Here is a 26116-nt window from a genome sequence, read left to right on the forward strand (position 1 = left end):
TTTTAGTCCTGATTTGCCTGTTCACCCCTTTAACTGATGAGCCCGGATTCGCACATGCCGCATGAATTTTCCCGTCCATACCGCCTGCTGCCGCGCTTTGCGCTGTCCGGCCTTGCGGTGCTTGGCATGCTCACCACGCTGACAGGCTGCGGGGATGAAGAAAGCAATTCTGTCTCTTTCGCGCCAAGCTGCCCGCTGACGCATATTCCGCCCGAAGCGGCTGACTACTACGTGTACGACGGCAAAACGCCCACATTCCCGCATCTGGTAACCCGCGCCAGTATTCTGAAACTACAGGGCGACTGTCTGGCTGCGGGGCGTAAAGACCTGCAAACGCGAATCGCGCTTCGCTTTGTGGTAAATCGGGGCATGGCCGCCCGTGATGGCACCGTTAACCTACCGTGGTTTATCGCCGTGCTGCATGGCGATAAAATTGTGAACAAGCACGTGTTCCACCACACGTTCCAGTTCCCGGCGAACCTGTCCAGCTTCACCACCGATACCCATGTGGTCACAGTTGATCTGCCCATCCCACCGAAGAACACGGAGTCTGACTACCGCTTTGAAGTCGGCTTCCAGTTGACCAAGGAACAACTGGACTACAACGAAACCCACCTGAAAAAGCCAGCGTATCAGGCCTACTGAACATTCCCGCAAACCAACGGGGAGCAACCCGGCCAACACTTTTCTGGTCTGCTCCCCGCTTTAAGCGATGAAACCGTCTTCACCTCTCTGCCAACAGGCGAGAAAGCGAAGACAGGTGATAGATCAGACTACTGGTGGTTCCGGAAAACGGGCCGCTTCGATTGCGGCCTTCTGGCGGGCGGCCAAAGCCTGTTCATCAAACTCGGCAATGATTTCGTGAAAGAGCTGGTACCAGTTCATTTTCACTTTCAGCCGCATGAAGACAGACCCAAGCCCAACGGCTGAACGGTCAACCAGCACAAACTCCCGTGGAAGTTTGACACCGCCTGTGCGCTGCAAGCCTTCATGCACTTTTGTCAGCACATCCCGACCAAACACGCCCGTCGTGTCTTCCTGAATAAAGCGTTCCCGGTCATCCATCAGCGGGGCAAACAGGAAGCCTGCCCATTCGTTCAGAACATCGACTTTTTCTGACGTCAGGCCATCAAACCCCCACGCGGCATAGGCTTCTGTTGCCAGAGCTTTGTTGCCCGTCTGCAAAGCACGGTAAAGGTCGATATTTCCTTTGATGAAGGACGGATTGAAAATACGGATTGCCCCGAAATCCAGCAGGTTCAGGCCGTAATCATCCCGCAGGGTGAAGTTGCCCATATGCGGGTCACCATGCACCACACCGTATTGATAGAGCGGCAGATACCACGCCCGGAACAGCGAGCGTGCGATTTTCTGTTTCTGCTCCTCGGTCAATCCGGCCTCAATCGCGGCGTTCAGGCCACGACCGCTCACCCATTCCATGGTGAGAAGCCGCTGGGTAGAAAATTCATCAATCGGCGCGGGAACCGTCACTTCCGGGCAATCCGCCAGAATAGCGCGATAAAGCCGCATATTGGCGGCCTCGCGCCGGTAGTCCAGTTCCTCACGCAGGCGCTCTGTCAGTTCCTCAACCACATCGTCCTGACGGATGGCGTTATCGAGCCGATGATACACGCCTATGGCCATACGGAACTGACGCAGGTCAGATTCAACGGCTGCCTTCATGTCCGGATATTGCAGCTTGCAGGCCACGCGGCGACCATCGGTCAGAACAGCCTGATGCACCTGGCCCAGACTGGCCGCTGCCGCAGCCTCCCGCCCGAAGGACCGAAAATTCTTTTCCCACCCGGCACCGAGTTCCGCTGTCATGCGGCGGCGCACAAAGTTCCACCCCATAGGCGGCGCATTGGCCTGTAGTTCGGCCAGTTCTTTTGCGTAGTCATCCGGCAAGGCACCGGGAATGGTCGACAGAAGCTGGGCTGCCTTCATCAACGGCCCCTTCAGCCCCCCCAGAACCGATTTCAAATCTTCTGCGTGAGACGCACCGCCAGAGCGCAGACCCATTTTGTGCCCGGCAAAGCGGGCGGCAATGCCGCCTACGGTACCTGTGGTCTGCACCATGCGGCGCAGTTCCCCAAGCATGCCGGTATTATCAAGATCACGTTCAGCCATGGATCAAACCTGTTCAAGCTGGTCTATGAAGCCTGAAATAACATCCAGCCCCTTGCGCCAGAAGGTCGGGTCTGACGCATCAAGCCCGAATGGAGCCAGAAGTTCCTTATGACGCAGGGTGCCACCGGCTTCCAGCATGGCAATATATTTATCCTGAAAACCGGAAGCGCCGTCTTTGAATACGCCATACAGGGCGTTCACCAGACAATCCCCAAACGCATAGGCGTAAACATAGAACGGTGAGTGAATGAAGTGCGGAATATATGCCCAGAACACATCGTAATCAGACGTGAAGTTAAAGGCCGGACCAAGGCTTTCAGTCTGCACATCCCGCCAGATTTCACCAATCCGTTCTGGCAGCAGTTCACCCGTTTTCCGTTCATCATGCACACGGGTTTCAAATTCGTAGAACGCAATCTGGCGCACTACGGTGTTGAGCATGTCTTCAACTTTGCCCGCCAGCAACGTGCGTTTGCGCGCCGGGTCTTTTTCAGCATCCAGCAAAGACTGAAAGGTCAGCATTTCACCAAACACACTGGCCGTTTCAGCCAGTGTCAGCGGTGTATTAGACATAAAATAGCCCTGCTTGGCCGCAAGGACCTGATGCACGCCATGCCCAAGTTCATGCGCCAATGTCATGACGTCACGGGTACGGCCATGATAGTTCAGCAAAATGAACGGATGGGCAGACGGAACAGTTGGATGCGCAAAAGCGCCAGGTGATTTACCCGGTGCAGGGGGCACGTCAATCCAAGGTTTGGTCAGGAATGTCTTGATGACCGCGCCCATACGCGGGTCGAAGCCATCATAAGCGGTCTGAACAATCTGCTTGGCTTCATCCCACGGAATTTTGCGGTCTTCACAACCGGGCAGCGGAGCGTTGCGGTCCCAATGCTCCAGTTTTTCAAGCCCCATCCATTTGGCTTTCAGGGCGTAATAGCGATGCGCCAGCCGTGGATAATCCTGCCGCACGGCAGACACCAGCGCATCGACAACCTCATCTTCCACCATGTTAGACAGATTGCGGGACGAAGTTGGCCGCGCATAATGCCGCAGGCCGTCCGAAATTGATTTATCCTTGGCCAGTGTATTCGTAATCAAAGCAAACAGACGGATATTCGCGCCAAAAACAGCACCAACGGCCTTGCCAGCCTGTTCACGCACGGCACGGTCGCTATCTGAAAGACGGTTAAGCGCCTCACCCACCGTCACGTCTTTGCCATCGAGCGTGACACGCAGGGCGGCGATTGTTTCATCAAACAGGCGGGACCAAGACTGCGCACCTGTAACAGATTTTTCCAGCAGTACCTTTTCCACTTCATCAGAAAGCTGATGAGGGCGGAACAGGCGCGTATCCCGCAAAAAGGGTTGCCAGTGCGCCAGTGCCGGGTCTTGCAGCTTCTGTTCCAGCGCTGCGTCATCAATGCGATTCAGTTCCAGCGTGAAGAACAGCAGGTGCGCTGAAATATCTGTCAGTCGTTCATTGATAGACTGACTAAAGCGACTAATGGCCGCATCGGATGAATTGGCCGCAAACAGCAGGGACGCATAGGACCCCGCCTTGCCCATCAGTTCCTCAATTTCCTCCCCCTCCGAAATGGCTTTTGCCAGATCAGCACCTGAAAGACCGGCCAGCTTGCCCTGATACCGGGCAGCAAATGCTTCTGCCTGTTGTGCAGCGTTATCCAAATCCTGCTTCAGGGTTGGATCATCCATCCCGGCATACAGGGCCGAAAGGTCCCACCGTGGCAGGGATGAAGCTTCATCAGAAGCAGAGGAAGACACAGCCGTTTCAGCGGCCAGAGCCGGAAACTGCTGAAAGCGGGGAAAGAGCGTCGTGTGTTGCATGGGGTTACTGTAACCCGCAATTTTGCGCGATGCGAGCCTGTAGAATGCAAGGCCGATCACACTGCAAACACAACGGGCGGGGAGAAAGCTTTCGCCCCCTGCCCCGCCCGTTTTCCGACCAGACGCTAAAGCGTATCAGGCCGACTGTTTTTCAGCCTCGGCCGGGGCGGTGAACCCGATAATCCGGGCGTATTCCCGCGGTACAATCTGCCAGAAGCGCGGCAGAACCTCGTCCCACTTATGTAGCAGCATGGTCGCATACGGAGAACCCGTTTCTTCCACATGACGCTCAACAAGGGCTTTCAGCTTATCGGCCCATTCGCCATCGGCAACGCGGGTCCAGAGCAGAGACTCCGGATTCACCTTGCGTTCAAAGCTGTTGTCATCATCCAGCACGAAGGCCATGCCGCCCGTGAATCCAGCGCCAAAGTTATCGCCAATCGCACCAAGGATCACCACGGTGCCACCCGTCATGTATTCGCAGGCGTTTGACCCACAGCCTTCAATCACAGCCGTAGCGCCAGAGTTACGCACGGCAAAACGCTCACCCGCCTGCCCGGCGGCGTAGAGTTCACCCGCAGTCGCGCCATACAGCACCGTGTTGCCGATAATGGCATTCTGGTTGCACACCAGCATGGAGGACGGAGAAGGCCGCACCGTTATGGTGGCCCCTGACAGCCCCTTGCCCACGTAATCGTTGGCGTCACCCAGCACTTCCAGCTTGATGCCCTGCACGGCAAACGCACCCAGAGACTGCCCGGCAGACCCACGCAGACGCACGGTCAGATGCCCCGGTGCCAGCGTTTTCATGCCAAACTGACGCACAATAAGCGAGGACATACGGGTGCCAATGGCACGCTGTGTGTTCTGCACATTATAATGCAGTTGCATTTTCTCGCCGTGGTCAAACAGCGGCTTGGCATCCACAATCATCTGTGCATCGAGGGTATCTGGCACTTCGTTGCGGCCATCCAGCGTGCAATAGCGCGCAAATGGTCCCGGATCAGCCTGCGACAACAGGGAGTTCAGGTCCAGATCATCCAGATAATCCGCACCACGAGAAACCTGACGCAGAAGATCCGTACGGCCAATGACCTCGTTCAGGGTGCGGAAGCCCAGAGAGGCCAGAATGTTACGCACGTCTTCAGCAATGAAGGAGAACAGGTTGATGACTTTCTCCGGTGTGCCGTCAAACTTCTTGCGCAGTTCTTCATCCTGAGAGCACACGCCAACCGGGCAGGTGTTGGAGTGACACTGGCGCACCATGATGCAGCCCATGGCCACAAGGCTGGCTGTGCCAATACCAAATTCTTCAGCACCCAGCATGGCGGCAATCACCACATCACGCCCGGTTTTGATGCCACCATCCGTGCGCAGCTTCACGCGATGGCGCAGGCGGTTCAGCATCAGCACCTGATGCGTTTCCGCCAGCCCCAATTCCCACGGCAGGCCCGCATACTTCACGGATGTCTGCGGGCTGGCACCTGTGCCGCCGGAATGGCCCGAAATCAGGATTGCATCAGCTTTCGCCTTCGCAACACCGGCAGCAATCGTGCCAATGCCAGAGCGCGCAACCAGCTTTACCGTCACGGTCGCATCCGGGTTGATCTGCTTCAGATCATAAATGAGCTGGGCCAGATCTTCGATCGAGTAAATATCGTGATGCGGCGGCGGAGAAATAAGCGCCACACCCGGCGTGGCATGACGCAGCTTGGCAATCAGGCCCGTGACCTTAAAGCCGGGAAGCTGACCGCCTTCACCCGGTTTCGCACCCTGTGCCACCTTAATTTCCAGTTCGCGGCAATCGTTCAGGTACTGGGCTGTTACCCCGAAGCGACCAGACGCAACCTGTTTAATGGCAGAAGACGCGTTGTCCCCATTTGGGCGTGGCTTTGCACGCGCCGGGTCTTCCCCACCTTCACCCGAGTCAGATTTTGCCCCGATCCGGTTCATGGCGATGGAAAGCGTTTCGTGCGCTTCCGGGCTAAGCGCGCCCAGCGAAATAGCCGGGGCAATCAGCCGTTTCCGCAGCAGCGTGATGCTTTCTACTTCGTCCACCGGGATAGGCGTCCGGCCTTCACGGAAGTCGAGCAGGTCACGCAATGCAACCGGAGGTTGTGCACGCACGGCATCAGCATAGCGTTTGTAAATGGTGAAGCTGTCTGTCGCCACAGCAGTTTGCAGCATGTGGATCAGACCACCATCAAAGGCGTGCTGCTCTCCACCCCGGCGCATTTTATACAGGCCACCAACCGGCAGGGTCAGGTGGCTGGCATCCCATGCCTCACCATGGAACGTCTGCACATTGCGGGCGATACCTGGCAAGCCAATACCGGAAATACGGGACGGCATACCAGGGAAGAACTCGGCCGTCAGCGCACGGGACAGGCCGACAGCTTCAAAGTTACACCCACCGCGATAGGACGCCAGAATCGAAATGCCCATTTTGGACATGATTTTCAGCAGGCCCTTATCAACGGCCTTGCGGTAGCGTTCCATACATTCACGCAGGGTCAGCTTACCAAACAACCCACGGCGATGCCGGTCCGCAATACATTCCTGCGCCAGATAGGGGTTAACCGTCGTGGCACCCACCCCGATGGTGACGGCAATGGCATGCACATCAAGCGCTGTCGAGGTGCGGACGTTCAGCGATGTAAACGTACGCAGGGAGTTCCGTACCAGATGGGTATGGACCGCAGCAGTCGCCAGAATCATCGGGATATAGGCCCGATCAGCAGACTGGTTTTCATCACTCAGGAAGACGTGCGTGCACCCACCGCGCACCGCATCTTCAGCTTCACGCCGGATACGGGCAATGGCTTCACGCAGGCCGGCTTCGCCGTCTTTTACAACAAACGTGCAGTCAATCACACAGCCGGACGTACCGCAGAAAGTGCGCAGACCTTCATATTCACCCGATGTCAGAACCGGGCTGGGAAGCTGGAGCATTTCACACTGATCAGCCGACTGATCAAGAATGTTCCCCAGATTACCCAGACGGGTGACAAGGCTCATGACCCGTGATTCACGCAGGGAATCGATCGGCGGGTTCGTGACCTGACTGAACCCCTGACGGAAATAATGCGCCAACCCGCGATAACGGGGGGACAGAACGGCAAGCGGGGTATCATCCCCCATGGAGCCGATGGCTTCGCTTGCGGTTTCAACCATCGGGTGCAGGATGGTTTCAAGTTCTTCCAGCGTGGTGCCAACCGCTAGCTGACGACGGCGGAGTTCTTCGGGCTGGTAATGGACAGGCTCCGTCACATCAGACCGCACGATAGAACCGATTTTCTGAATCCGACCAATCCAGGATGAGAATTCCTGCCGCGAGGCCAGAAGATCCAGCAGCTCCTCGTTACCGTACAGATGCGGGCGGTGCAGATCGACGCCAATCACTTCACCCGGCCCAAGGCGGCCGCGCTTTACCACATTGGCTTCGGGCACACGCACCATGCCGGTTTCAGAACCGACAATCAGCAGATCATCCCCGGTAACGGTATAGCGCAGCGGGCGCAGGCCGGAACGGTCAAGGCCTGCAACAACCCAGCGTCCATCCGTCGCGCACAGGGCGGCCGGGCCGTCCCACGGTTCCATAACCGCGTTACAATAGGCAAACATATCCCGATGTGCCGGCTTCATGGAGGAATTTCCCCCCACACTGGCAGGTACCATCAGTGCCTTGGCCGCAGGCGCATCACGCCCAGCAAAGGTCAGCAGTTCAAACACGTTGTCCAATGTTGCGGTATCAGACCCGCCAGCTTGCACCAGCGGTTTGATATCATCCATCCACGGATCAAGATCAGGATGAGACAGCCGGGTTTCGTGGCTTTTCATCCAGTTGATATTGCCGGAAATGGTGTTGATTTCACCATTATGCGCCAGACGACGGAACGGTTGCGCCAGCTTCCATGTCGGGAAGGTGTTGGTGGAATAACGCTGATGATAAATGGCAAAGCGGCTGACAAAGCGCTTATCCAGCAGGTCTGGATAGAACTCGGTCAGATGTTCCGCCAGGAACATGCCTTTATAGATAATAGACCGACATGACAGAGAGCAGATATACAGATCAACCTGCGCTGCAATGGCGGCTTTTTCAATTTTACGACGGATGACGTACAGGTCACGCTCAAACACATCCTCTGCCTTACCGGGCAGGTTGCGGATCATGATCTGTTCAATTTCAGGGCGTGTGGCGTTGGCTTTTTCACCAATGCACGACGTATCAATCGGCACCTGACGCCAGCCATAAATGCCGTAACCGAACGCCAGAATTTCGGTTTCAATAATCTGGCGGCACTGTTCCTGCGCGGTCAGGTCCGTTTTGGGCAGAAACACCTGCCCAACGGCAATGATGGTATCTTCTTCAGGCTGGTCGCCCGTGCTGGTAATGGCATCGGCAAAGAAATCCTGCGGGATTTCAACGTGAATACCGGCACCATCACCTGTTTTGCCATCCGCATCCACAGCACCGCGGTGCCAGATGGCGCTAAGGGCGGCAATCCCGGCTTCCACCACGTCACGACGGCGTTTTCCATCAAGCGCGGCAATCAGGCCAACGCCACAGGAATCGCGTTCATCCGCCGGGTCATAAAGACCTTCCAGCGCGGAGACGTTGCTGTCCCAAGCTTTCAGAAAGTCTTCTGCGCTTTCACCAGTTCCGGTGTTCGGGAAGTTGTCCATCATTTTCATCCCTGCTCTGCCACGGCGGCAGCCGGTGCGTTTGCTTTAATCCATGTGTGAATGCGTTCTGCCGCATCCCGACCATCGCGAATGGCCCACACAACCAGACTGGCCCCGCGCACAATATCCCCTGCGGCAAAAACACCCGGCAGACTGGTCATGAAGCTATCCTGCCCCACTTTCAGCGTGCCCCAACGCGAAACGCCCAGTTCTGGTGCATCCCACAGTTGCGGGAGGGGTTCTGGGTCAAACCCCAGCGCCTTGATGACAAGATCAGCCTCAAGCGTGAAAGAACTGCCTTCCAGCGCTTCAACAGACTGACGGCCTGTCGCATCGGCCATACCCAGCTTCATGCGAATAGCCCGCACGCCTGTGACGTGATCGTCCCCCACAAAGGCTTCAGGTGCGGCCAGCCATTCAAACTGCACGCCCTCTTCTTCCGCATTTTTCACTTCACGGGCAGAGCCTGGCATATTGGCCTTGTCACGCCGATACAGGCATTTGACCGACTTCGCCCCCTGACGAATGGCGGTGCGCACGCAATCCATTGCGGTATCACCCCCACCCAGCACCACCACGTTCTTGCCTGCGGCATCCAGAGCCTTGGCATCGTCTGGCAGGGTATCACCCAGAGAACGACGGTTAGAAGCCGTCAGGTAATCAAGCGCACGTTCAATGCCGACAAGGCCTGCACCCGGGCCGCCAATTTCGCGGGATTTATAAACGCCGGTTGCAATCAGAACAGCCTGATGCCGGTTGCGTAGTTCGGCAAAGGCCAGTTCGTCCGCGCCGCTGCCGATCCCCTGCCCCAGATGAAACGTGACACCGCTTTCAACCAGCAGGGCGTGGCGACGCGCGACAATTTCCTTTTCAAGTTTGAAGCCAGGGATACCGTAAACCAGCAAGCCGCCCACGCGGTCATACCGATCATACACATGCACCTGATACCCCATGGCGCGCAGACGTTCCGCCGCAGCAAGACCAGCAGGGCCAGCACCGACAATCCCGACAGATTCTGCGCGTTCAGTTACCGGACGGGTGGGTTTGACCCAGCCATTTTCAAAAGCGGTATCAGTAATATAGCGCTCGACTGCACCAATGGTAACACTTTCAAATCCGGGTTCGATAACGCAGTTGCCTTCGCACAGGCGGTCCTGCGGGCAGATGCGGCCACAGATTTCAGGAAAGGTGTTGGTTGCGGAAGAAATCTCATATGCTTCTTCCAGCCGTCCGTTAGCCGTCAGCATCAACCAGTCCGGGATGTTGTTCCCCAACGGACAATGAACGGAACAGAAGGGCACGCCGCACTGCGAGCACCGGCTGGCTTGCTCGGTCGCTTCAACAGGCTGAAAATCTTCATAAATTTCATTGAAGTCGGCGCGCCGGTCTTGTGCGGTCCGTTTTTCAGGCTGCTTCTGCGCAACAGAGATAAATTTGAGCATCGGTGTGGTCATGAGGCAATTCCTGGAAAAAGGGCGCGCCAGACAGACTTCACCCCTCAAAACAAGCGAACATCAGGTAGCGCCTTAGCCCCCGACTTGAAAAGACAGTATTGCTGCCCTTTCTTCGTTTTTCCTGAAATCAGACCAATTTCACCCTTAAATCTTATACGATTTACATACCAAATCGGACCAATATTACTCTAACTTACTGTTCTGGAACAAGAACACCAGAACGACCACCCCCCGCCCGATAGCGGTCAAGATAGAAGGGGACTGTGGTCTGAATGCTACGGGGCGCAATATTCAGATCCGCAAAGCCGGGCTGGCCGGGGGGCACAACATTATCTTCTGAAAGCATGAGCAACTGGTCACGGGTAATCAGTTTACCCGGCAAACGCTCAAAAATACTTGCCTGAATTTTTGCCAATGCAGGCGGCACGGCAAACAGAATCCGGTTGCGCCGCGTCTCCTTCAGTACCCACTGATAAATCTGACGCATGGTCAGCACATTTGGGCCACCCAAAGACCAGACTTTACCCGCCAGCGCAGGGTCAAGCGCCACACGTGACACCACATGGGCGACATCCCCAACAAAAACGGGCTGTAACCGCGCGGCAGGCGCATAAACCGGCAGAATAGGAAGATAACGAGCCAAAGTGCCGAACAGATTGAAGAAGTGATCATCCGGCCCAAAAATAACGGAAGGCCTGACAAAAGACGCATTGGGAAGATGTTTACGAACAGCGTCCTCCCCCGCAGCGCGACTGCGACCGTAAGCAGAAGCCGCTGATGGCGATGCGCCCAGCGCAGACATCTGTACAAAGCTGCCCACCCCGGCCTGCGCGGAGAGGCGAGCCACGCGCTCCGCCCCCTGTACGTTGACAGCTTCCAGCCCCTGTCGGGATGTTGAACCGAGGACAGCAACCAGATTCACGACAATAGATGCATTTTTGACCACACACGCCACAGACGCATCATCCAGCACCGACGCATAGAAAGGGGCTATCTGCCCAACACGCCCTAATGGGCGCAGCAACGCCGCGCGATCGGGCCGCCGGCTGGCAACACGCACTGTATAGCCAGCGGCCGCCAGATTCTGCACGACATACTGCCCCACAAAACCGTTTCCACCCAATACCGTGGCAATCTTGGCTGTGCTCACTTCACACTCTCCTGCTCACATTCGTTTTCTGACGGGCTGCTTCAGAACACGCCACATCATTGGCACCAGATGGTCAGCCCATGCTTTACTGAAGGTCACAGCAAAGCACTCTGCCGTTTTCCGGGCACCGCTTCACGCTGCGCGTGCACCGGTCAGGCAGATGAATTTCAGTGTGTGCCATTCACCCGCACAGGGCCAGAGCAGGCCACCACACAAATCTGTCAGAATTTTTTATTTTCCCTGTTGACGCCCCCAGACAGTCAGGGTAAATCCCCCTTCACCAGCCCGGGACACCGGGTTGCCAGTCTGAGCCCAGATGGCGGAATTGGTAGACGCGCAGGTTTCAGGTATCTGTGGCCGCAAGGTCGTGGAAGTTCGAGTCTTCTTCTGGGCACCAAAAAAAAACCACGGTTCGCCGTGGTTTTTTTGTATCTATCGTCTGGCTGAGACGGTCATCTCTCCCCGTCCCGTTTGCACGATATCTTTCTGAAAAATTATGGCTCTAACAGCGTCTGATCTTATCAAGATCAAAGCATGTTTCCACTAGAACGTCATCTTATCTGGCACACGATAGTTATCCCCAGATTCTGCGGATGCTTACGTGGGTAAGCCTGTGGATAGTGGGTACAACCTATGGGGGTTGTGTCAGTTTCCCAGAAAAGCCGCGTTCTCGGCCCGCAGTTTTTCCAAGTCATCTCCGGTAGGGTAAAGGCCGCCTGGCAGCACAAGCTGAGGCCAGATAACGCCATGCACTTCCATTAGGCGGGACCGCAACCACCGCCATGTGCATTTCTGCCTGATGCCCCATGTCAACACAGTGACAAGGTCATCATCCGCTGTGCCAGTATACTCCCACACCAGAAGGCAATGACCACCCCATGATCCGGGCTGCTGGTTGCCGGGGGTTATTGTATCCCAAATACCCGACATCTGGTCAGCCTGTGCAAGCTGCACACCGACATAAGCAGCCCCAAAACCGGCAACGATTAACCGCAAGGCATTCAGATCTTCAGGTTCCGATGACCCCCATAAAGGGTAGAACCGCTGATGTGGCACATCATACCCGATCCGAGAGGCACACGCCAAAACATCGACTTCAACACCCCCTTGATCAGTTTCCGGGCGGCTGGGTACATATCCGGTTGAGCGGCTGTAAAAGCTGATTGCATTTTCAGGCACTATATCAACCTGAAACCCCGCAAGGGCTGCTGTTGCCCGAATATGATTGGCCAGACCAACGGATGTACAGTTTCCTACTTTGTCATTTCCCAACATCAGGGGGGCCGGGTTGATGTGGTTACGCAACAGACGCACAGGGGCAGACCGCGCCATCATCCGCAAGGACGACAGACGCGGCTGCCCAACCCGGCATTCTGCCGGGCGACATCCTAATTTTCTTTGCATGACATTCCGAAAAGAGAGCGTGCGTTAAAAGACGCTGTAGAACTAAAAAAGCAGCCTGATGGCTGCTTTCATTCAAGAGAATGCAAATAAAAAACTCTTCCCGCTGTTTTTGTTATTTCCAGCAGAAAGAGATCGGGTCGAGATTATTTTTTGCGTATTGCTTTCGCAATCATCATAAAAAAGACTGCAAGCGCGACACTGGCCGATACAATAAGACGCGCGACCGGTTTTTGCCGCTTCTGAAAGTCTTCAGATAGTTTTTCCATCATAGAACACTCCCTGTTTTTACGGTTAACGTCTTTGGGGAAACATTGTTCCCTGATTGCGATTAACGTCCAGCTTCAGAGCATCTCGCCAGTTCACACACGCAGAAACCAGCGACCAGCAAGCGTGATAAGGCCCTAAAATAGTTGTGCTCGGGCCGGTATAAGCAATCTGTATGACGAAGCCATGCCGCAAGCGCGCCACGACATGGCACAAACCACTAGGACCAAAATCGATTTCGAAAGAAAAGGGAGTTTTAAGGGAAAAGCTACCTTGTGTGGGTTGCTCCTGCTTCCATTCTAATACTTCTTCATCTTTCAGCGTCATAGCCCCATCCGGGATGCCTGCACACGCAATCAGGTCTGAACGGGACAAGCCGATCAAATCCTTTTTAGCGCGCAGTGTTGACCCTGCGCATGAGGCCACAAAAACAGGGACAAAGAGAAGCGAGCAAAGTGTTTTGCGCCTCACCCCTCAGGCCACTGGCGTTTCCGCTTTGCCCATACAAAGAAAATTACAAAAATGGTTTGTATAACCATGCCGCACAGAATGCTGAGTAGTTTGCAGATCATGCAGGACAGTCCACACCAAAATAATGCAGGGCCTCGTGCTCGTTCATGGCAGGCCGAACCGCTTTGGCAACCACTGAAGACCTGATCATAGCCAGCATCAGCGAAACAATAGTCTGCGCCGCTGTGAGGGCCATTTGGATTTTCTGGCTGATAGAATCAGACTTACCTTGTGTGTTCAAAATATTCGCGGCTTGTGAAACAAGCATCTGAATATCTGAAAGGATAGACTGAAAAGCCGTTTTGACAGATGCGTTATTATAGGAAACTGTTAAGGCACCACCTGCTGTGGCAATCAGGGCATCCAATGCAGTGTTAATATTCAGGCCAACTGTTTTCACAAAGGCGCAACCAGCCTCACCTAGTTGTTGAGCAACGACAGGAATAGACAGTAGCATTTGCGAAAAATTGTAGCCTGCCTGAGCATAGGCCTGAATTTTTGCAATATTTAACGATAGAGACGTAACCGGCCCGTCTGACTGGAGAGTGCACGCCGTTAACAGCCCGAGCACGCACCCTGCCCCGCCCGCATGCAAAACCTGTCTGCGAGAATATCGTGTCATGAAAAGATGCTCCATAAAAAACGCTGCCTTGCAGCAGCGTGTGGAAATCTGTGTCTTTTTAAAAAACTGTTTTTATTTTTTCTGGCTTTCGTCAGACTGTGCCGCACCGCCGTGTAATATGGTCAGATGATTAGCCGCCCAGCCGAAGTTAAGACCAATCATAGAAACCACTTTATAAGCGGGAAACCAGGCTGATTGTTCTTCTGGTGCAGGGATTGCAGCTGTAACTGCACCGCAAACAATTATAACGGCGCAAACAACTGTGTCCCACGGGGCCGGAACTTGTGAAAGGAACAGAGGCACAGCCGCGGCAATGCCACTAATTTTACCGCCTGTGATAAGCGCCTGCTTCATTGCCCGTCTCCGTGCAGACCAACGCGATAAAACGCGTGATGGCCTATTGTTTTTCGGTAAAATTTCTTCTGTACCCAGAACGGTCTGCCCCCACGACAATCAAAATAATGGTCCGCGTCCCCCGTTAAATCAGGCAGTGCAGATCCATTCATTTTTTCTGCCAGATGCAAGGCAACGCAAAACTGCGGGTCTTTGTCAGTAACCGATAACAGTTTTGCTCTGTTCGGGTCTTGCCTGTTCCAGCATGAAAACTGTTGATTGGCCTGACAGACCGACACAACATCCCGCCCCCACCACCCCGGGTGCATGACACGGTTCTGAATCACATTCAGAACCGCCTGCATGCCAGAAACGCCTTCGCCCCTGGCCTCTCCCCACGCGGTACGGGCGGCTATCTGCTGTGCGGACATCATGCATGGGTTGCCAGAATATGCGCCCACATATGCCAGAAGCTGTCACCCATTCTGGCCCAGCTCAACAATGTTGTTGCGATTGCAATAACTGTCACGGTCAGCCAGTTTGCCAGACGGATACCCCCTTCTATACGCGCAAGTCGGTCTGATACCTCGGCATCGCGCTGTTGGGTGCTGCGCCCAATAGTTTCTACGCGGGACATGATTTCCTGCCGGGTACAGGCGGCATTTTCATCAATAGCCTGCGTCAGGTCTCGCCTTAATTCAGAAAATTGTCGGGACAGGCTATCCAGACCATCACGCAGATGGTCATGCCCTCCTTCCACACGGGCTACGCGCTCCCGCAGAACCGCAACCTCTTCGGCTGTGGCGCATCGTACATCTTGCATTTTGGGTGTCCAGAAACAGAAAAACCACCCCGAGAGGTGGTTTCAGAAACGGTAGAGTTAAAAAAAGACCTCTACCAAGCTGTCTCTGCATTAACGCTGACCACGCGCGCCAGCAAGAGTATTACAGGCTTTGAAACGCGGCCTTACAAATCAGCCGTGAAAGAGAATTTGAAAGTTCTGGGCAGGCCTTGAAGCAGATACCCGTTAAAGGCTGAAGCCCAGTAACGTGTGTTTGCAATGTTATCGACACCAAAACGCAACGTCAGCGGTTTGTGCTCAACCGCAAATGTATAACGCAGAGCCAGATCAAACCGTGTCCAGACAGGAATGTGGAGCGTATTGGCTGTATTCACCCACTGTTTCCCGGTGTTTACAACGCGCCCGATAACGGTTCCACCTTTCAGGAAAGGCAGATCATATTCAAGGTTTCCGTTAATGGTATAGTTTGGCACGCCAATTGCGGTATGCCCATTATTAGTGCCGTCACCAGTTTTCCGCAGGTTGGCATCAATCAGCGTGGCACCGCCATTGAAGCGTAGGCCCGGCAGAATCTGGCCGTTGACTGTCAGTTCAGCCCCGCGGTTACGCTGCATACCGTCAGCACGGAAAATAAGCTGCCCTGTATTCCCGAATGGTTCTGTGTAAGAATTAGGTTGGGACGTCTGGTAAAATGCCAGTGTAGTACTGAAACGACCTGTATCGTATTTCGCACCGATTTCATACTGGACACTTTTATAGGGCGGGAAGATTTGCCCCAGATTGACAACATTTCCTGTTGCCTGCGGTCCTTGCGCAAGGCCTTCAATCCGGTTGAAATAGATGGACGTCTGACGGGTGGGGCGAATAACCAGCCCGACAACCGGTGTGATGGCATCCCGGTCATAATGGCTGGTCATGGCACCCCCATTATAGGCGTAGCCATTCAGCAGCATGTTCTGATAGCGGAAACCTGCTGTCAGAGAGATCCGATCTTTCCAGAAAGACATCGTGTCTGAAAAATACAGGCTATAAAGCCGGGTAAAGCTGTTGCGCTGCGGGTTATCGACATTCCCACCAATATAAGCATTGGCTGGTCGGCTTGTATAAGTTGGGTGATAAAGGTTAGAGGCGATAGAGCCTGAAGCCATCGCGTAAGCTGTATCAAATTCTTCCCACAAACCGGAGCCACCAGCGTTGACTTCATGCTTGACCGGGCCGGTATAGAAATGGGCCCGAACACCAGCACGCGTACTTTCGTTTGTCTGCACCACCGGCACATACATGGCCCCGTTTGTGGCAGCACCTGTTTGCCCGTTCGTGACCGTCAGTGATGAATAATCACCCTTTTCATCGCCACCCATACCGCCAAAGGCAGCATAGGCTGTCAGGTATTTTGAAAAATCATGCTCGACATTCAGCATACCAAAAATGTAGTTCAGGTCATTATACGTCCATGCCTGACCGTAATTGTGTGAGGCCGATGGCACACGCGGCACTTTGGTAACGCCTGAGCCAAGAAACACACCCGGCCTACCCCAGTTCACGCCCTGATTCTGGAAATTCATATCAAGAGAAATACGCGTTTTATCATCGTGCCAATCGAAATCCGCACCCAGCACGGCACTATGCCTGCGTTCATGATCAATCGCGCTCTGCCCTGACAGACCAGCGACGTTCAGGCGCAGGCCATAGGCTTTATCCTGCCCAAAACGACGCCCGACATCCAGACTGCCACCACCAATGGCTTTGCTGGTATAGTCGCCCGTAACACGGGTAATAGGCGTGTTTTCAGCATGTTTGAACATCAGGTTGATGTTGCCGCCAATTCCGGAACCACCCGGCGCAGCACCGTTCAGAAACGCACTGGCACCGTTCAGCACCTGTACCTGATCAAACAGTTGGGGAGACACAAGCTGGCGCGGTGTAATGCCGTATAGGCCATTAATGGCGATATCATCCCCATAAACCGGGAAACCGCGAATAACGAACATTTCCGAAAAATTGCCATAGCCATACGTGGTACGGACTGATGGGTCGTTCTCCAGCACCTGCCCCAAAGTTTGAGACTGCTGGTTGAGTATCAGGCTGGATGTGTAACTGCGGATGTTAAAGGGCACATCCAGCCCTTTTTTTGTGCCCAGCGCACCAAGCTGACCACCACTTATGACTTCCATCTGGTTACGGCGCTTGGCCTTGACCACAATCTGTTCGTCCTGACTGGCTGCCTGACTGGTTTGGCCAGCCGCGCTGTCGGCGCTGTCTGCTGGCTTTGCCGACTGCGCGTATGCTCCCGCCGTAAGGGAGGCCATACAGACAGAAGCAAGCATAATCCGCAGCATCTGCTTCCGCGAGGACTGCCACAGCACCAGAGAGCCTGTCATGATCTTCAAAACTTTCTCACATTTTCGAATTGCCGCACCTCATATACGCGATTAAGAGCTATTCTCAACATTAGATTCGCATCTTGATGCAATTCTGTCTAAACACTGTGGCATCCAAACCCTAACAGAGTATCAATGGTTAAACCTGCCAGCCCCGGCACGCAGCCTGCTTCCGTGTCAGCACGGACAAAAAAGGCTGAAAAACGCAAGACGGTTTATCGCCGTATTGGATGGCTGGCGTGCGCCTGCGTGCTTGCGTATGTAGCCGCCCATTTTGCCGTGATCACCAGTTTGCAATGGGGCGGTGAAGAAAACCGTATAGCCGTGAATGTAGGAGAAGTGATTGCCACCGCCCTGCTACCCTTGCTGATTCTGGTGGCTTATGGGGCACGCACCTATAAATGGGGGCTATGGCTTGCGCTGGTCTGCTGCGGCATTGGTGCTGTCGTATGCCGTGGCCTTCTGTAAGTGGCCGCCATAACAATGCGTGAAACCTTTCGCACCCATATGGGCTGGCTACATAGCTGGGTCGGCTTTCTTGGCGGCTTGGTGCTGACTGCTATTTTTGCAACAGGCACACTGGCCGTTTTTGACAAAGAAATAACGCAATGGATGCAGCCAGAGGTTGTTCTTAAAGCCAACTCCGTTACTGCCACCCCAGTGGCATTGCATCATGCTGCCGAAACCATGCAGGCCGAACAGCAACAGGGCCGGTTTGCTTTCATAACACTGCCATCATGGCGTGACCCGGTTATCCGCGTTTTGCATTATGACGGGCACGAATTTATCGGCCCGGTGCTTGACCCGATTGATGGGCACCTGTTTCCCGCCCGACAGACAGCCGGGGGGCAGTTCTTTTTTGATTTCCATTTCGCGCTTCGCAGCGGGCCGGTTTTAGGCTGCACGATCGTCACTATTTTAGGGATATGTCTGCTGGTGGCTATCGGGTCCGGCATTGCCATTCAGATCAAAGCCATGTGGCCAGACCTGATTGTGTTTCGCCCTTTTGGTGCCCGCCCGCGTGCATGGCTGGATGCCCATCTGATTACGGGCGTTCTGTTTCTGCCTTTTCTTATCATGATCACTTACACGGGCACGGCCATACGGGCGCGTGGTATTTTGCCGCCTCACCCTTTGCTTGTTGCCCGGCACTCGGAACAGACAGCGCAAAAGGCGGATGATCGCCCAAAAGGTGGACGCAAAGCGGCTGCACAGCAAACAGACCTGCTACCGCCCCCGTTGGCTCCGCTTATTGCTGAAGCAAAAGAGCGTTTACAAACAGATAAATGCGAACTGATCCTGTTTTCTAAAACAGAAATTCGTATTTTCAGAAGTGATGAAGCCAGCCTTTTTCTGAGCCGCGATATGGTCTCCTTCAGTCGTGCGGATGGGCATTATCTTGGCACCCACATTCAGAACGGCGCAGCAGCCAAAACAACGCAGTTGATACATGGTCTGCATTATGCCCGTTTTTCAACGCGCCTTCTGCTGTGGCTTTATTTTGTCTCTGGTTTTGCCTGCACCGTTCTTATGGCCAGCGGTCTTGTTCTTTTTCTGATCAAACGGCGCAAGAACGCTGGAAACAGAATCATGTTCAGGCTTGCTGAAGGGCTGACACTTGCGACCTTTATTGGCCTGCCCATCAGCATTATGGGGCTATTCTGGGCTAATCGCCTGCTGCCCGTTAACATGCCAGAGCGGTTAAGTGCAGAAACAGATGTTTTCTTTGCATTGTGGGCGCTTAGCTGTCTTCATGGCGTTTTATTTTCAATACTGAAAAAGCCGCTTATTGGGTGGCAACTTCAGATAACAGCACTAGCAATCATGGCGATGGGCGTTCCCGCCCTTGATATTTGCAGCCAGACACATTCATGGCTGCATGATGCCACACGCTATTATGTGTTAGATATTTTAGTGTTTCTGCTTGGCCTTAGCGCGCTTTTCAGTTTGACCATTCTCAAGCGACGCAGCGTATGACGGCATTTTGCGTATTTTTTTTGTGGGCTATCAGTTTCTGGGCGCATGAAAGTCTGCAACCCCGCACACTGAAACTGTTTCCTGCGTCGAACCAGAAAAAGAAGGCTCTGTTCTGTCTGCGGATTGTCGGACCTTTGCTGGGGTTATTCCTGTGCCTGGCCCGGGACGTTGCTTACGGCCTCTTATACTGGTTTGGGCTGGGGTCGATGGCGGGTATAAGCATAAGCCTGCTGATGGTCTTACTGAAACGAAAACGGGGAACTCTCCACTAGAGAGCTCCCCGTTTTTTCAGACCTGTTCTGTCAAAGACTATCTCTGGCAGAAAAAGGATCGTTTGTTACTTCGCGGCTGAAGTGGGTTTGTATGTGCTGGTAATAAACTTTGCCACGTTATCATGTAGTTGCGCCAAAGAATCCTGATGCGCATAGACCATGTGTCCGGATTCATATTGTACAATCTGCACGTTTTTGCTTAGGTCATAAGACACCGGCAGATGGCGCATTTCGTAAATACCCTGGAAGTAAGGCGTACCGAGGTCAAAATACCCCTGGTTCAGCATAACTTTCAGACTGGTGTTGTGCTTCATGGCAGACGCCAGATCAGGCAGCACATTCACCGCATTATGGATAGGGAAATCCGTATTCGGCTGCTTGTGCGAGAAATCCCATTTCATGATGGCATCAGAAAAGAATTTGTATTCCTGATACCCGTTACCAAATGCGGGGCTGTTGCCGTAATGCAGGCTGTTCCGCGCATAGTCATTAAACGCTGCAATATAGGCAGAAGACATGGCGGAAGATTGCGGGTCGTAATACGGATATTGCGCCAACTGGTCCATTGTGGGGCCAGAAAAGCGGCTATCCAGACGACCTGTGTCGATACCTTTATCACCAAGAAGCGTTTTTTCAAACTCTCCGCCATTTACGCGCAGATCAGCTTTCTTGATGTAATCAACCGGAAGACCAGTGTAATCATGCAGTTTCTGGGCAACGGCATCGCGCTTTTCTGGCGTAATGGCGTTTCCGTCCTGCAACGCAGAGGTATAGTCTGTCAGGGCAAAATGCTCGACTTCCTGCAGGAACGTTTTCAGATCAGCCGGCTGCGTGGGCAGGCGTTTATGATACCATGCCGTTGCCGCATAGCTGGGCAATGACAGCACATAAGGCTGATCGACAGACGGGTTCATCTGTGCGGCATCAATATCGTTATCATAATTCAAAATCTGGGACAGCAGAATGACGCCGTTCAGATCAATACCTTTGTCATCCGCCAACTGGTTGGCAACAATGGCGGAACGGGTTGTGCCATAGCTTTCGCCAAACAGATATTTGGGAGAATTATAGCGACCATAGCGGGACAAAAACTGCGCAATGAAGTCTGTAAACGCATTGGCATCAGCGTCGGTGCCGAAAAAGGCTTTTTCTTTGTCGGTTCCTGTCAGGCGACCATAGCCTGTGCCCGGCGCGTCGATAAACACCAGATCGGACACGTCAAGCAGGCTGTCATTGTTGTTCACAATGCTATACGGCGCTGCTGGTGTATGCGCATCATCCGCCGTAACAACTTTTTTGGGGCCAAAAGCACCCATATGCAGCCACACGCTGGAAGACCCCGGGCCGCCGTTATAAATAAAGGTAATAGGCCGGTTTTCCGCAGCGGCTCCTTTTTTGAAATAGGCAACGTAGAAAATTGACGCTGCTGCACCGGGCTTTTTATCTTTTTCGTCATCTGCACTGGCAGAATCATCCCACCCTTTTGGGTGAACAATCAATGTGCCTGATACAGCCTGATACTCAATATGCGCCCCATGCACCGTAACGGAGCCATTGGAGGTAACACTTTGGGGTTTTGTGAAAAAATCCTGCCCGGCATCTTTCTGCTTGGATGCTTCAGAAGCAGGCTTCTGATCTTCAGCCCATACTGGGGAGGCAGAAAAAGTCAGTGCTGTGGTTCCCAGCAACGCCCCTATTGCGACAACGCCTGCAAGACCAAGTTTGATCCGCTGTGTCTGTTTCATAATGCATCCTGTCCGTCATGTTATAATGTTGCATTGTATCAACAAACACACAGATCAGCCAAGGGGCCTTGCGCAGCCCAATAACGCGTTAGCCCGCCAAACCAACGCCAGCGGCAGAAAAATAACGGTTCACCGCCGTGCACATGGCACCCGCCACCATGGCCCGGTGCCCCGCCTGACGAAGCGCTGCTTCATCAAGCCGGTTTGACATGAATCCCATCTCAACCAGAACAGACGGAATCTGCGCTGATTTCAGAACAGCAAAGGCCGCGTGGCGATGTGGGTGCGGCAGGAGGTTAATGCGGGACTGAAAAGAGGACACGACAGCACTGGCCATATGGGCCGACCCGCGACGTGCTTCCTCTGTCACCAGACTAGCCAGAATCTGCTGTACTTCGGGGGATGCCCCCTGCACCAGCGGCCCCCCAAAGCGGTCTGCACTATTTTCAGTCTGGGCCAGAGCCGCCGTCTGGCTATCTGACGCGCCGTGAGAATGGGTATAGACACTTGCACCGCGCACAGACGCATTGTGAAGCGCATCAGCGTGCATGGAAATAAAGAGCGAAGCCCCATGCTGCTGTGCCAGCTCCACGCGCCCGTCTAAGGGAATAAAGCGGTCCGAGGTACGGGTCATGGCCACACGGTACCGCCCTGTGGCCAGCAGTTGCCGGTGAAGTTCATCTGCCGCAGCTTCAGCCACATGCTTTTCATACGTACCTGAAAAGCCGATAGCGCCCGGATCTTTGCCCCCGTGCCCAGGGTCAAGCATGACCAATGGCAAAGCAGGTTGCGCCTTCCCAATAATGGCCGGGGCTGAGAGGGGCGAACCAAGAGTCCCTTTCGCCCGCCCGGCGGCATGAGCGGCTGAAGCGATGAGACCTGTTGCCACAATACCAACCCCAACCAGCGCACGGCGGGTCAGAGAGTCAGGCAACAGAAGCGGCGGCGTGACGGCAGAAGGTATCAGCCCTTTAGACGGAGCATGGTCTGCCAGCCAGAGACGGGACAGCGTGTCTTTGCAGGCGGGGTGCTCTGGCGGCATAATTTTCTCGCACCTTCATAGAAAACTGTGTGGCACTGTTGCGCCTAATAATGTCGAAACCGTGTCAGAACAGAAAGACCTAAAAAACAGTTATTCTGAACGGCTTGCGGTTTGTTCCGCTTTGCGTCATGTTGGGGAGGCATGGCTCAAGGCAGATTGCCCGTCATGCATCCTGTTTCCGCTCCTTTTTTCGTCAAAGGGCGCGGCTGGCGTTACAGCGCCGCCCCGCGCGGATGGGATCAGGAAACATTGGTTGAAGGATACATGACCATCGCCCGGGGCCTTAGTGTTGAGTGCATGACCAGAGCGGAGACAGAATTCTGTTCCCGTCGCTCTGCTGTCACCTCGCTGTCCGGGCAGGGCTCTGCCCCTCTTATTTTCGCAAATACCTATTCTTGCCAGTTGGAAGCGCCCCCGTCCTGTGCCCCCCCGCCCCTGCGGATGCACCGGACAGGCCGGCCACCAGCGCACCGGAGTTTTTCTTTTTATGTCAAAGCGTATGCTGATCGATGCGACGCACGCGGAAGAAACGCGCGTCGTCGTGATGGATGGAAACAGACTTGAAGACTATGATGTTGAGGCCGCTGCCAAAAAGCAGCTTAAAGGGAACATCTACCTTGCCCGCGTTGTTCGCGTAGAGCCTAGCCTTCAGGCCGCCTTTGTTGAATATGGCGGCAACCGTCACGGTTTTCTGGCCTTCAGCGAAATTCACCCCGACTATTACCAGATTCCGGTCGCCGACCGTGAAAAGCTGCTGGCCCTGCAGGCAGAAGAAGAACAGCTTCTTGACGAGTCCGATAACGAGGACACGGACGCTGAATCTGACGTGCCCCTGAACGACGCCGCAACAGCCGAAACAGACGGCGTTGAATCTGGTGAGGCTGACGGCGCAGCAGAAGCCAGCGAAGACGCTCCGCGCCAGAATAATCGGTCAAACGCACCCGATTATGTTGGTGGTGAAACCGACACGGGCGAAGAAGCCCTGATTCAGAAGCGCATTGCGCGCTTCATGCGGAACTACCGCATTCAGGAAGTTATCCGCCGCCGGCAGGTTCTGCTGGTTCAGGTTGTCAAGGAAGAACGCGGCAACAAGGGGGCCGCGCTGACCACCTACGTGTCTCTGGCTGGCCGTTACTGCGTATTGATGCCAAACGCGCTGCGTGGTGGCGGGGTATCGCGCAAAATTACGTCTGTGGCTGACCGTCGTCGTCTGCGTGATATTATTTCTGACCTGAACCTGCCCCGTGGCATGGCCATGATTGTGCGTACGGCTGGTGCCCAACGCCCTGGCCCGGAAATTACGCGCGATTGCGAATATTTGCTTCATCTGTGGGATGACATTCGCGAGCTGACGATGCAGTCGGTCGCCCCAGCACTGATTTATGAAGAAGCGAGCCTTGTAAAACGCGCCATCCGCGACGTTTACACGCGTGAAATTAGCGAAATTCTGGTGGATGGGGAAAGTGGCTGGAAAGCGGCACGCGATTTCATGCGCCTGCTGATGCCGCAGCATGCTGAAAAAGTGCGCCTGTGGAACAAGGAAAACCAGCCGCTCTTTACCCACTACCATGTGGAAGGGCATCTGGACGCCATGTTCTCGCCCGTCGTGTCGCTGCGGTCAGGTGGGTATCTGGTCATCAACCAGACGGAAGCGCTGGTCGCGATTGACGTGAACTCCGGCAAGGCGACCAATCAGCGCAATATTGAAGAAACCGCCTACCGCACCAATCAGGAAGCGGCTGATGAAGTCGCGCGTCAGTTGCGCCTGCGCGATCTGGCCGGGCTGATTGTGATCGACTTCATTGATATGGAGTCACGTCGCCACAACATCACAATCGAACGTCGCCTGAAAGATGCCCTGCGGCAGGACCGCGCCCGCATCCAGATGGGCTCGATTTCTCACTTTGGTCTGCTGGAAATGTCACGCCAGCGGCTACGCCCATCTGTGGCGGAAGCGGCCTTTACCACCTGCCCGCACTGTCAGGGCACGGGGATGGTTCGTGGCATTGAAAGCTCGGCCCTGCATGTGTTGCGTGCGGTTGAAGAAGAGGGCGCACGCCGCCGCGCTTCAGTTATTACCGTTCATGTTGCAGGTGAAATCGCGCTGTATGTGCTGAACAACAAGCGCGACTGGCTGGCTGAAATTGAAAAACGCCACCACATGGAAATCCTGTTTGCGGCTGACTCCTCGCTGCCGATTCCGGAAATCCGGATTGAGCGCCTGCAGCCGCCGCGCGTAAGCCGTGCACCGCATGTGTTGCCACCAGTGGAAAATGTTGCCGCTGAAACACCAGCGCAGGCACAGGTCATCGAAGCGGAAGCGGATGGAGAAGAAAACCAGACCGCCGTCCCAGCCGTGACCGAAGCCGCAGGCAGCGACGAAGAACCGCGCCGTCGCCGTCGCCGTCGTCGCCGTCGTGGTGGGGGCAACGGGCAGCGTGACGAACAGCAGACCCAGCAGAACGATGCTACGGATGAACAGGGTGAAGAACCGGTTGCCGCAGCAGCCAACGCACAGCATCAGGCACCAGCCAAGCATGACGAAAACGGCAATCTGGTGCCAGGGCGTCGCCGCACCCGTCATTCACGTGTGCAGCGTGAGGATCGCCCTGAAATTCGGGTAGCGATTGAAGAAGGTCCGGCTCCTCGCCCGGAACGCCCGGCGCGGCCTGTGTGGCAGGGTCCGACACCAGCCAATCCGTTTGGTGGCAGCATCGATATTTTCGATCTGATCGAAAATAGCGTGAATGATGCTGATGCCGCAGCACAACCTGCACGGGTTGCTCCCACAGCCAAGACCACACCAGCGGTTGAACCCCCGGTTGTGGCCCCAGAGCCAACTGAAGCTGAACCGCATACGGCACCAGAAGCCGTGGACACGGACGCCGAAGGTGCAGCAGAAGAAACCAAGCCGACCCGCCGCCGTACGCCGCGTCGCCGTCGGAAAACAGAGGGTGAGGACGCGGACGCACCCGTCGCTGAAACCCCTGCTGAAGAGCAGGCCGATGCGCCGGAAGAAGACGCGCCCAAACCACGCCGTCGTCGCACCACGCGCAAGGTAGCGGATGCAGTGGCTGACACTGCTGAAGCGACAGAAGAAGCCAAACCGCGCGGCCGCCGTCGCACATCGCGCACAACAGCGGCAGCAGCCCCTTCTGAAGCGGACACTGCTGCCGATGACGCAACGGAAGAGCAGAAGCCTGCCCCCCGTCGCCGTCGCACTGCGGCCAAAGCGACAGTTGCGGAAAGCAAAAGCGAAGACACTGCTGCTGACGGCAAGGATGCTGCTGATCCGTCCATCGTGCAGCCGATCGTCATTGATGACGAACAGCCGGCTACCCGCCGTCGCACGGGGTGGTGGCGTCGTTAAGGGATAATTGCCTGGGGCGTGTTTTGAACACGCCCCAGGTTGCCCTGCTGCCTTTGATACCGGGCCGCCTTGTGCTAGGAGTGCCGCCGTCGCGCTTCTTTTGCCCTGCTGTCCGACCGGAGTTTT

General features: G+C 54.8%; 19 protein-coding genes and 1 tRNA gene. 5 read left to right on the forward strand and 15 right to left on the reverse strand.

Features of this window, described 5'->3' with window-relative positions; translation table 11 throughout:
- Positions 1-54 precede the first annotated feature (54 nt).
- The gene (locus Abin_RS08550) at positions 55-645 is read left to right on the forward strand and encodes a hypothetical protein (RefSeq protein ID WP_048845927.1); all 591 of its coding nucleotides are present in this window, start codon (positions 55-57) and stop codon (positions 643-645) included.
- A 123-nt stretch (positions 646-768) separates the two neighbouring features.
- Here the strand turns inward: Abin_RS08550 and Abin_RS08555 are convergent, their stop codons facing one another.
- The 5 genes from Abin_RS08555 to Abin_RS08575 form a co-directional block, all read right to left on the reverse strand.
- Positions 769-2130 (reverse strand): ABC1 kinase family protein, encoded by a 1362-nt coding sequence (locus Abin_RS08555; protein ID WP_048845928.1) that lies wholly within the window; start codon positions 2128-2130, stop codon positions 769-771.
- A 3-nt stretch (positions 2131-2133) separates the two neighbouring features.
- Complete coding sequence (locus Abin_RS08560; RefSeq protein WP_143217121.1) at positions 2134-3978, reverse strand: M3 family oligoendopeptidase; 1845 nt, start codon at positions 3976-3978, stop codon at positions 2134-2136.
- Between the two features lie 135 nt (positions 3979-4113).
- Positions 4114-8667, reverse strand: a complete 4554-nt coding sequence (gene gltB, locus Abin_RS08565) for a glutamate synthase large subunit (protein WP_048845929.1) — start codon at positions 8665-8667, stop codon at positions 4114-4116.
- A gap of 2 nt (positions 8668-8669) precedes the next feature.
- Positions 8670-10118: an NAD(P)-dependent oxidoreductase gene (locus tag Abin_RS08570; protein ID WP_048845930.1), complete on the reverse strand. Its 1449-nt coding sequence runs from the start codon at positions 10116-10118 to the stop codon at positions 8670-8672.
- A 193-nt stretch (positions 10119-10311) separates the two neighbouring features.
- The gene (locus tag Abin_RS08575; RefSeq protein WP_048845931.1) at positions 10312-11268 is read right to left on the reverse strand and encodes a complex I NDUFA9 subunit family protein; all 957 of its coding nucleotides are present in this window, start codon (positions 11266-11268) and stop codon (positions 10312-10314) included.
- Between the two features lie 310 nt (positions 11269-11578).
- Here Abin_RS08575 and Abin_RS08580 point away from each other — a divergent pair.
- Positions 11579-11665 (forward strand) — tRNA-Leu (locus Abin_RS08580).
- A gap of 248 nt (positions 11666-11913) precedes the next feature.
- Here Abin_RS08580 and Abin_RS08585 read toward each other — a convergent pair.
- The 8 genes from Abin_RS08585 to Abin_RS08615 form a co-directional block, all read right to left on the reverse strand.
- A complete protein-coding gene (locus Abin_RS08585; RefSeq protein ID WP_084593543.1) occupies positions 11914-12672 on the reverse strand; it encodes a hypothetical protein in 759 nt (252 codons plus the stop codon).
- Positions 12673-12815: 143 nt separating this feature from the next.
- Positions 12816-12941 carry a hypothetical protein gene (locus tag Abin_RS15845; RefSeq protein WP_255319314.1) on the reverse strand — a complete coding sequence of 42 codons (126 nt, stop codon included), beginning with the start codon at positions 12939-12941 and terminating at the stop codon, positions 12816-12818.
- Between the two features lie 22 nt (positions 12942-12963).
- Positions 12964-13311, reverse strand: a complete 348-nt coding sequence (locus tag Abin_RS08590; protein ID WP_174766854.1) for a hypothetical protein — start codon at positions 13309-13311, stop codon at positions 12964-12966.
- A gap of 193 nt (positions 13312-13504) precedes the next feature.
- The gene (locus tag Abin_RS08595) at positions 13505-14068 is read right to left on the reverse strand and encodes a hypothetical protein (RefSeq protein ID WP_146867650.1); all 564 of its coding nucleotides are present in this window, start codon (positions 14066-14068) and stop codon (positions 13505-13507) included.
- A 72-nt stretch (positions 14069-14140) separates the two neighbouring features.
- Positions 14141-14422, reverse strand: coding sequence for a hypothetical protein (locus Abin_RS08600; RefSeq protein WP_052948197.1), 282 nt, complete (start codon positions 14420-14422; stop codon positions 14141-14143).
- Positions 14419-14835, reverse strand: a complete 417-nt coding sequence (locus tag Abin_RS08605; RefSeq protein ID WP_048845936.1) for a cell wall hydrolase — start codon at positions 14833-14835, stop codon at positions 14419-14421. Before Abin_RS08605 ends, Abin_RS08600 begins: the two co-directional genes overlap by 4 nt.
- Positions 14832-15224: a hypothetical protein gene (locus Abin_RS08610; RefSeq protein ID WP_048845938.1), complete on the reverse strand. Its 393-nt coding sequence runs from the start codon at positions 15222-15224 to the stop codon at positions 14832-14834. The genes Abin_RS08605 and Abin_RS08610 overlap by 4 nt, the downstream gene beginning before the upstream one ends.
- Positions 15225-15367: 143 nt before the next feature.
- A complete protein-coding gene (locus Abin_RS08615; RefSeq protein WP_048845997.1) occupies positions 15368-17542 on the reverse strand; it encodes a TonB-dependent receptor in 2175 nt (724 codons plus the stop codon).
- Positions 17543-17719: 177 nt separating this feature from the next.
- Here Abin_RS08615 and Abin_RS08620 point away from each other — a divergent pair, with 177 nt between their 5' ends.
- Positions 17720-18052, forward strand: coding sequence for a hypothetical protein (locus Abin_RS08620; RefSeq protein WP_048845940.1), 333 nt, complete (start codon positions 17720-17722; stop codon positions 18050-18052).
- Positions 18053-18067: 15 nt separating this feature from the next.
- Positions 18068-19561 (forward strand): PepSY-associated TM helix domain-containing protein, encoded by a 1494-nt coding sequence (locus Abin_RS08625; protein WP_146867651.1) that lies wholly within the window; start codon positions 18068-18070, stop codon positions 19559-19561.
- 337 nt (positions 19562-19898) lie between these two features.
- Here Abin_RS08625 and Abin_RS08630 read toward each other — a convergent pair whose 3' ends face one another.
- A complete protein-coding gene (locus tag Abin_RS08630; protein ID WP_048845946.1) occupies positions 19899-21578 on the reverse strand; it encodes a S10 family peptidase in 1680 nt (559 codons plus the stop codon).
- Positions 21579-21666: 88 nt separating this feature from the next.
- Positions 21667-22620: an N-acetylmuramoyl-L-alanine amidase family protein gene (locus tag Abin_RS08635; RefSeq protein WP_084593544.1), complete on the reverse strand. Its 954-nt coding sequence runs from the start codon at positions 22618-22620 to the stop codon at positions 21667-21669.
- A gap of 487 nt (positions 22621-23107) precedes the next feature.
- Here Abin_RS08635 and Abin_RS08640 point away from each other — a divergent pair, with 487 nt between their 5' ends.
- On the forward strand, positions 23108-25990 hold the full coding sequence (locus Abin_RS08640) for an Rne/Rng family ribonuclease (protein ID WP_048845948.1): 2883 nt from the start codon (positions 23108-23110) through the stop codon (positions 25988-25990).
- The last annotated feature ends 126 nt before the right edge of the window (positions 25991-26116 follow it).

The sequence above is a fragment of the Acetobacter indonesiensis genome (assembly GCF_000963945.1).
Lineage (GTDB): Bacteria > Pseudomonadota > Alphaproteobacteria > Acetobacterales > Acetobacteraceae > Acetobacter > Acetobacter indonesiensis.

What these genes read in the sequence shown, in the direction of transcription:
- Abin_RS08550 (WP_048845927.1), top strand. Translation starts at nt 55, where the DNA reads ATGCCGCATGAATTTTCCCGTCCATACCGCCTGCTGCCGCGCTTTGCG.
- Abin_RS08555 (WP_048845928.1), bottom strand. Translation starts at nt 2,130, where the DNA reads ATGGCTGAACGTGATCTTGATAATACCGGCATGCTTGGGGAACTGCGC.
- Abin_RS08560 (WP_143217121.1), bottom strand. Translation starts at nt 3,978, where the DNA reads ATGCAACACACGACGCTCTTTCCCCGCTTTCAGCAGTTTCCGGCTCTG.
- gltB (WP_048845929.1), bottom strand. Translation starts at nt 8,667, where the DNA reads ATGATGGACAACTTCCCGAACACCGGAACTGGTGAAAGCGCAGAAGAC.
- Abin_RS08570 (WP_048845930.1), bottom strand. Translation starts at nt 10,118, where the DNA reads ATGACCACACCGATGCTCAAATTTATCTCTGTTGCGCAGAAGCAGCCT.
- Abin_RS08585 (WP_084593543.1), bottom strand. Translation starts at nt 12,672, where the DNA reads ATGCAAAGAAAATTAGGATGTCGCCCGGCAGAATGCCGGGTTGGGCAG.
- Abin_RS15845 (WP_255319314.1), bottom strand. Translation starts at nt 12,941, where the DNA reads ATGATGGAAAAACTATCTGAAGACTTTCAGAAGCGGCAAAAACCGGTC.
- Abin_RS08595 (WP_146867650.1), bottom strand. Translation starts at nt 14,068, where the DNA reads ATGACACGATATTCTCGCAGACAGGTTTTGCATGCGGGCGGGGCAGGG.
- Abin_RS08600 (WP_052948197.1), bottom strand. Translation starts at nt 14,422, where the DNA reads ATGAAGCAGGCGCTTATCACAGGCGGTAAAATTAGTGGCATTGCCGCG.
- Abin_RS08605 (WP_048845936.1), bottom strand. Translation starts at nt 14,835, where the DNA reads ATGATGTCCGCACAGCAGATAGCCGCCCGTACCGCGTGGGGAGAGGCC.
- Abin_RS08610 (WP_048845938.1), bottom strand. Translation starts at nt 15,224, where the DNA reads ATGCAAGATGTACGATGCGCCACAGCCGAAGAGGTTGCGGTTCTGCGG.
- Abin_RS08615 (WP_048845997.1), bottom strand. Translation starts at nt 17,542, where the DNA reads ATGCTGCGGATTATGCTTGCTTCTGTCTGTATGGCCTCCCTTACGGCG.
- Abin_RS08620 (WP_048845940.1), top strand. Translation starts at nt 17,720, where the DNA reads ATGGTTAAACCTGCCAGCCCCGGCACGCAGCCTGCTTCCGTGTCAGCA.
- Abin_RS08625 (WP_146867651.1), top strand. Translation starts at nt 18,068, where the DNA reads ATGCGTGAAACCTTTCGCACCCATATGGGCTGGCTACATAGCTGGGTC.
- Abin_RS08630 (WP_048845946.1), bottom strand. Translation starts at nt 21,578, where the DNA reads ATGAAACAGACACAGCGGATCAAACTTGGTCTTGCAGGCGTTGTCGCA.
- Abin_RS08635 (WP_084593544.1), bottom strand. Translation starts at nt 22,620, where the DNA reads ATGCCGCCAGAGCACCCCGCCTGCAAAGACACGCTGTCCCGTCTCTGG.
- Abin_RS08640 (WP_048845948.1), top strand. Translation starts at nt 23,108, where the DNA reads ATGTCAAAGCGTATGCTGATCGATGCGACGCACGCGGAAGAAACGCGC.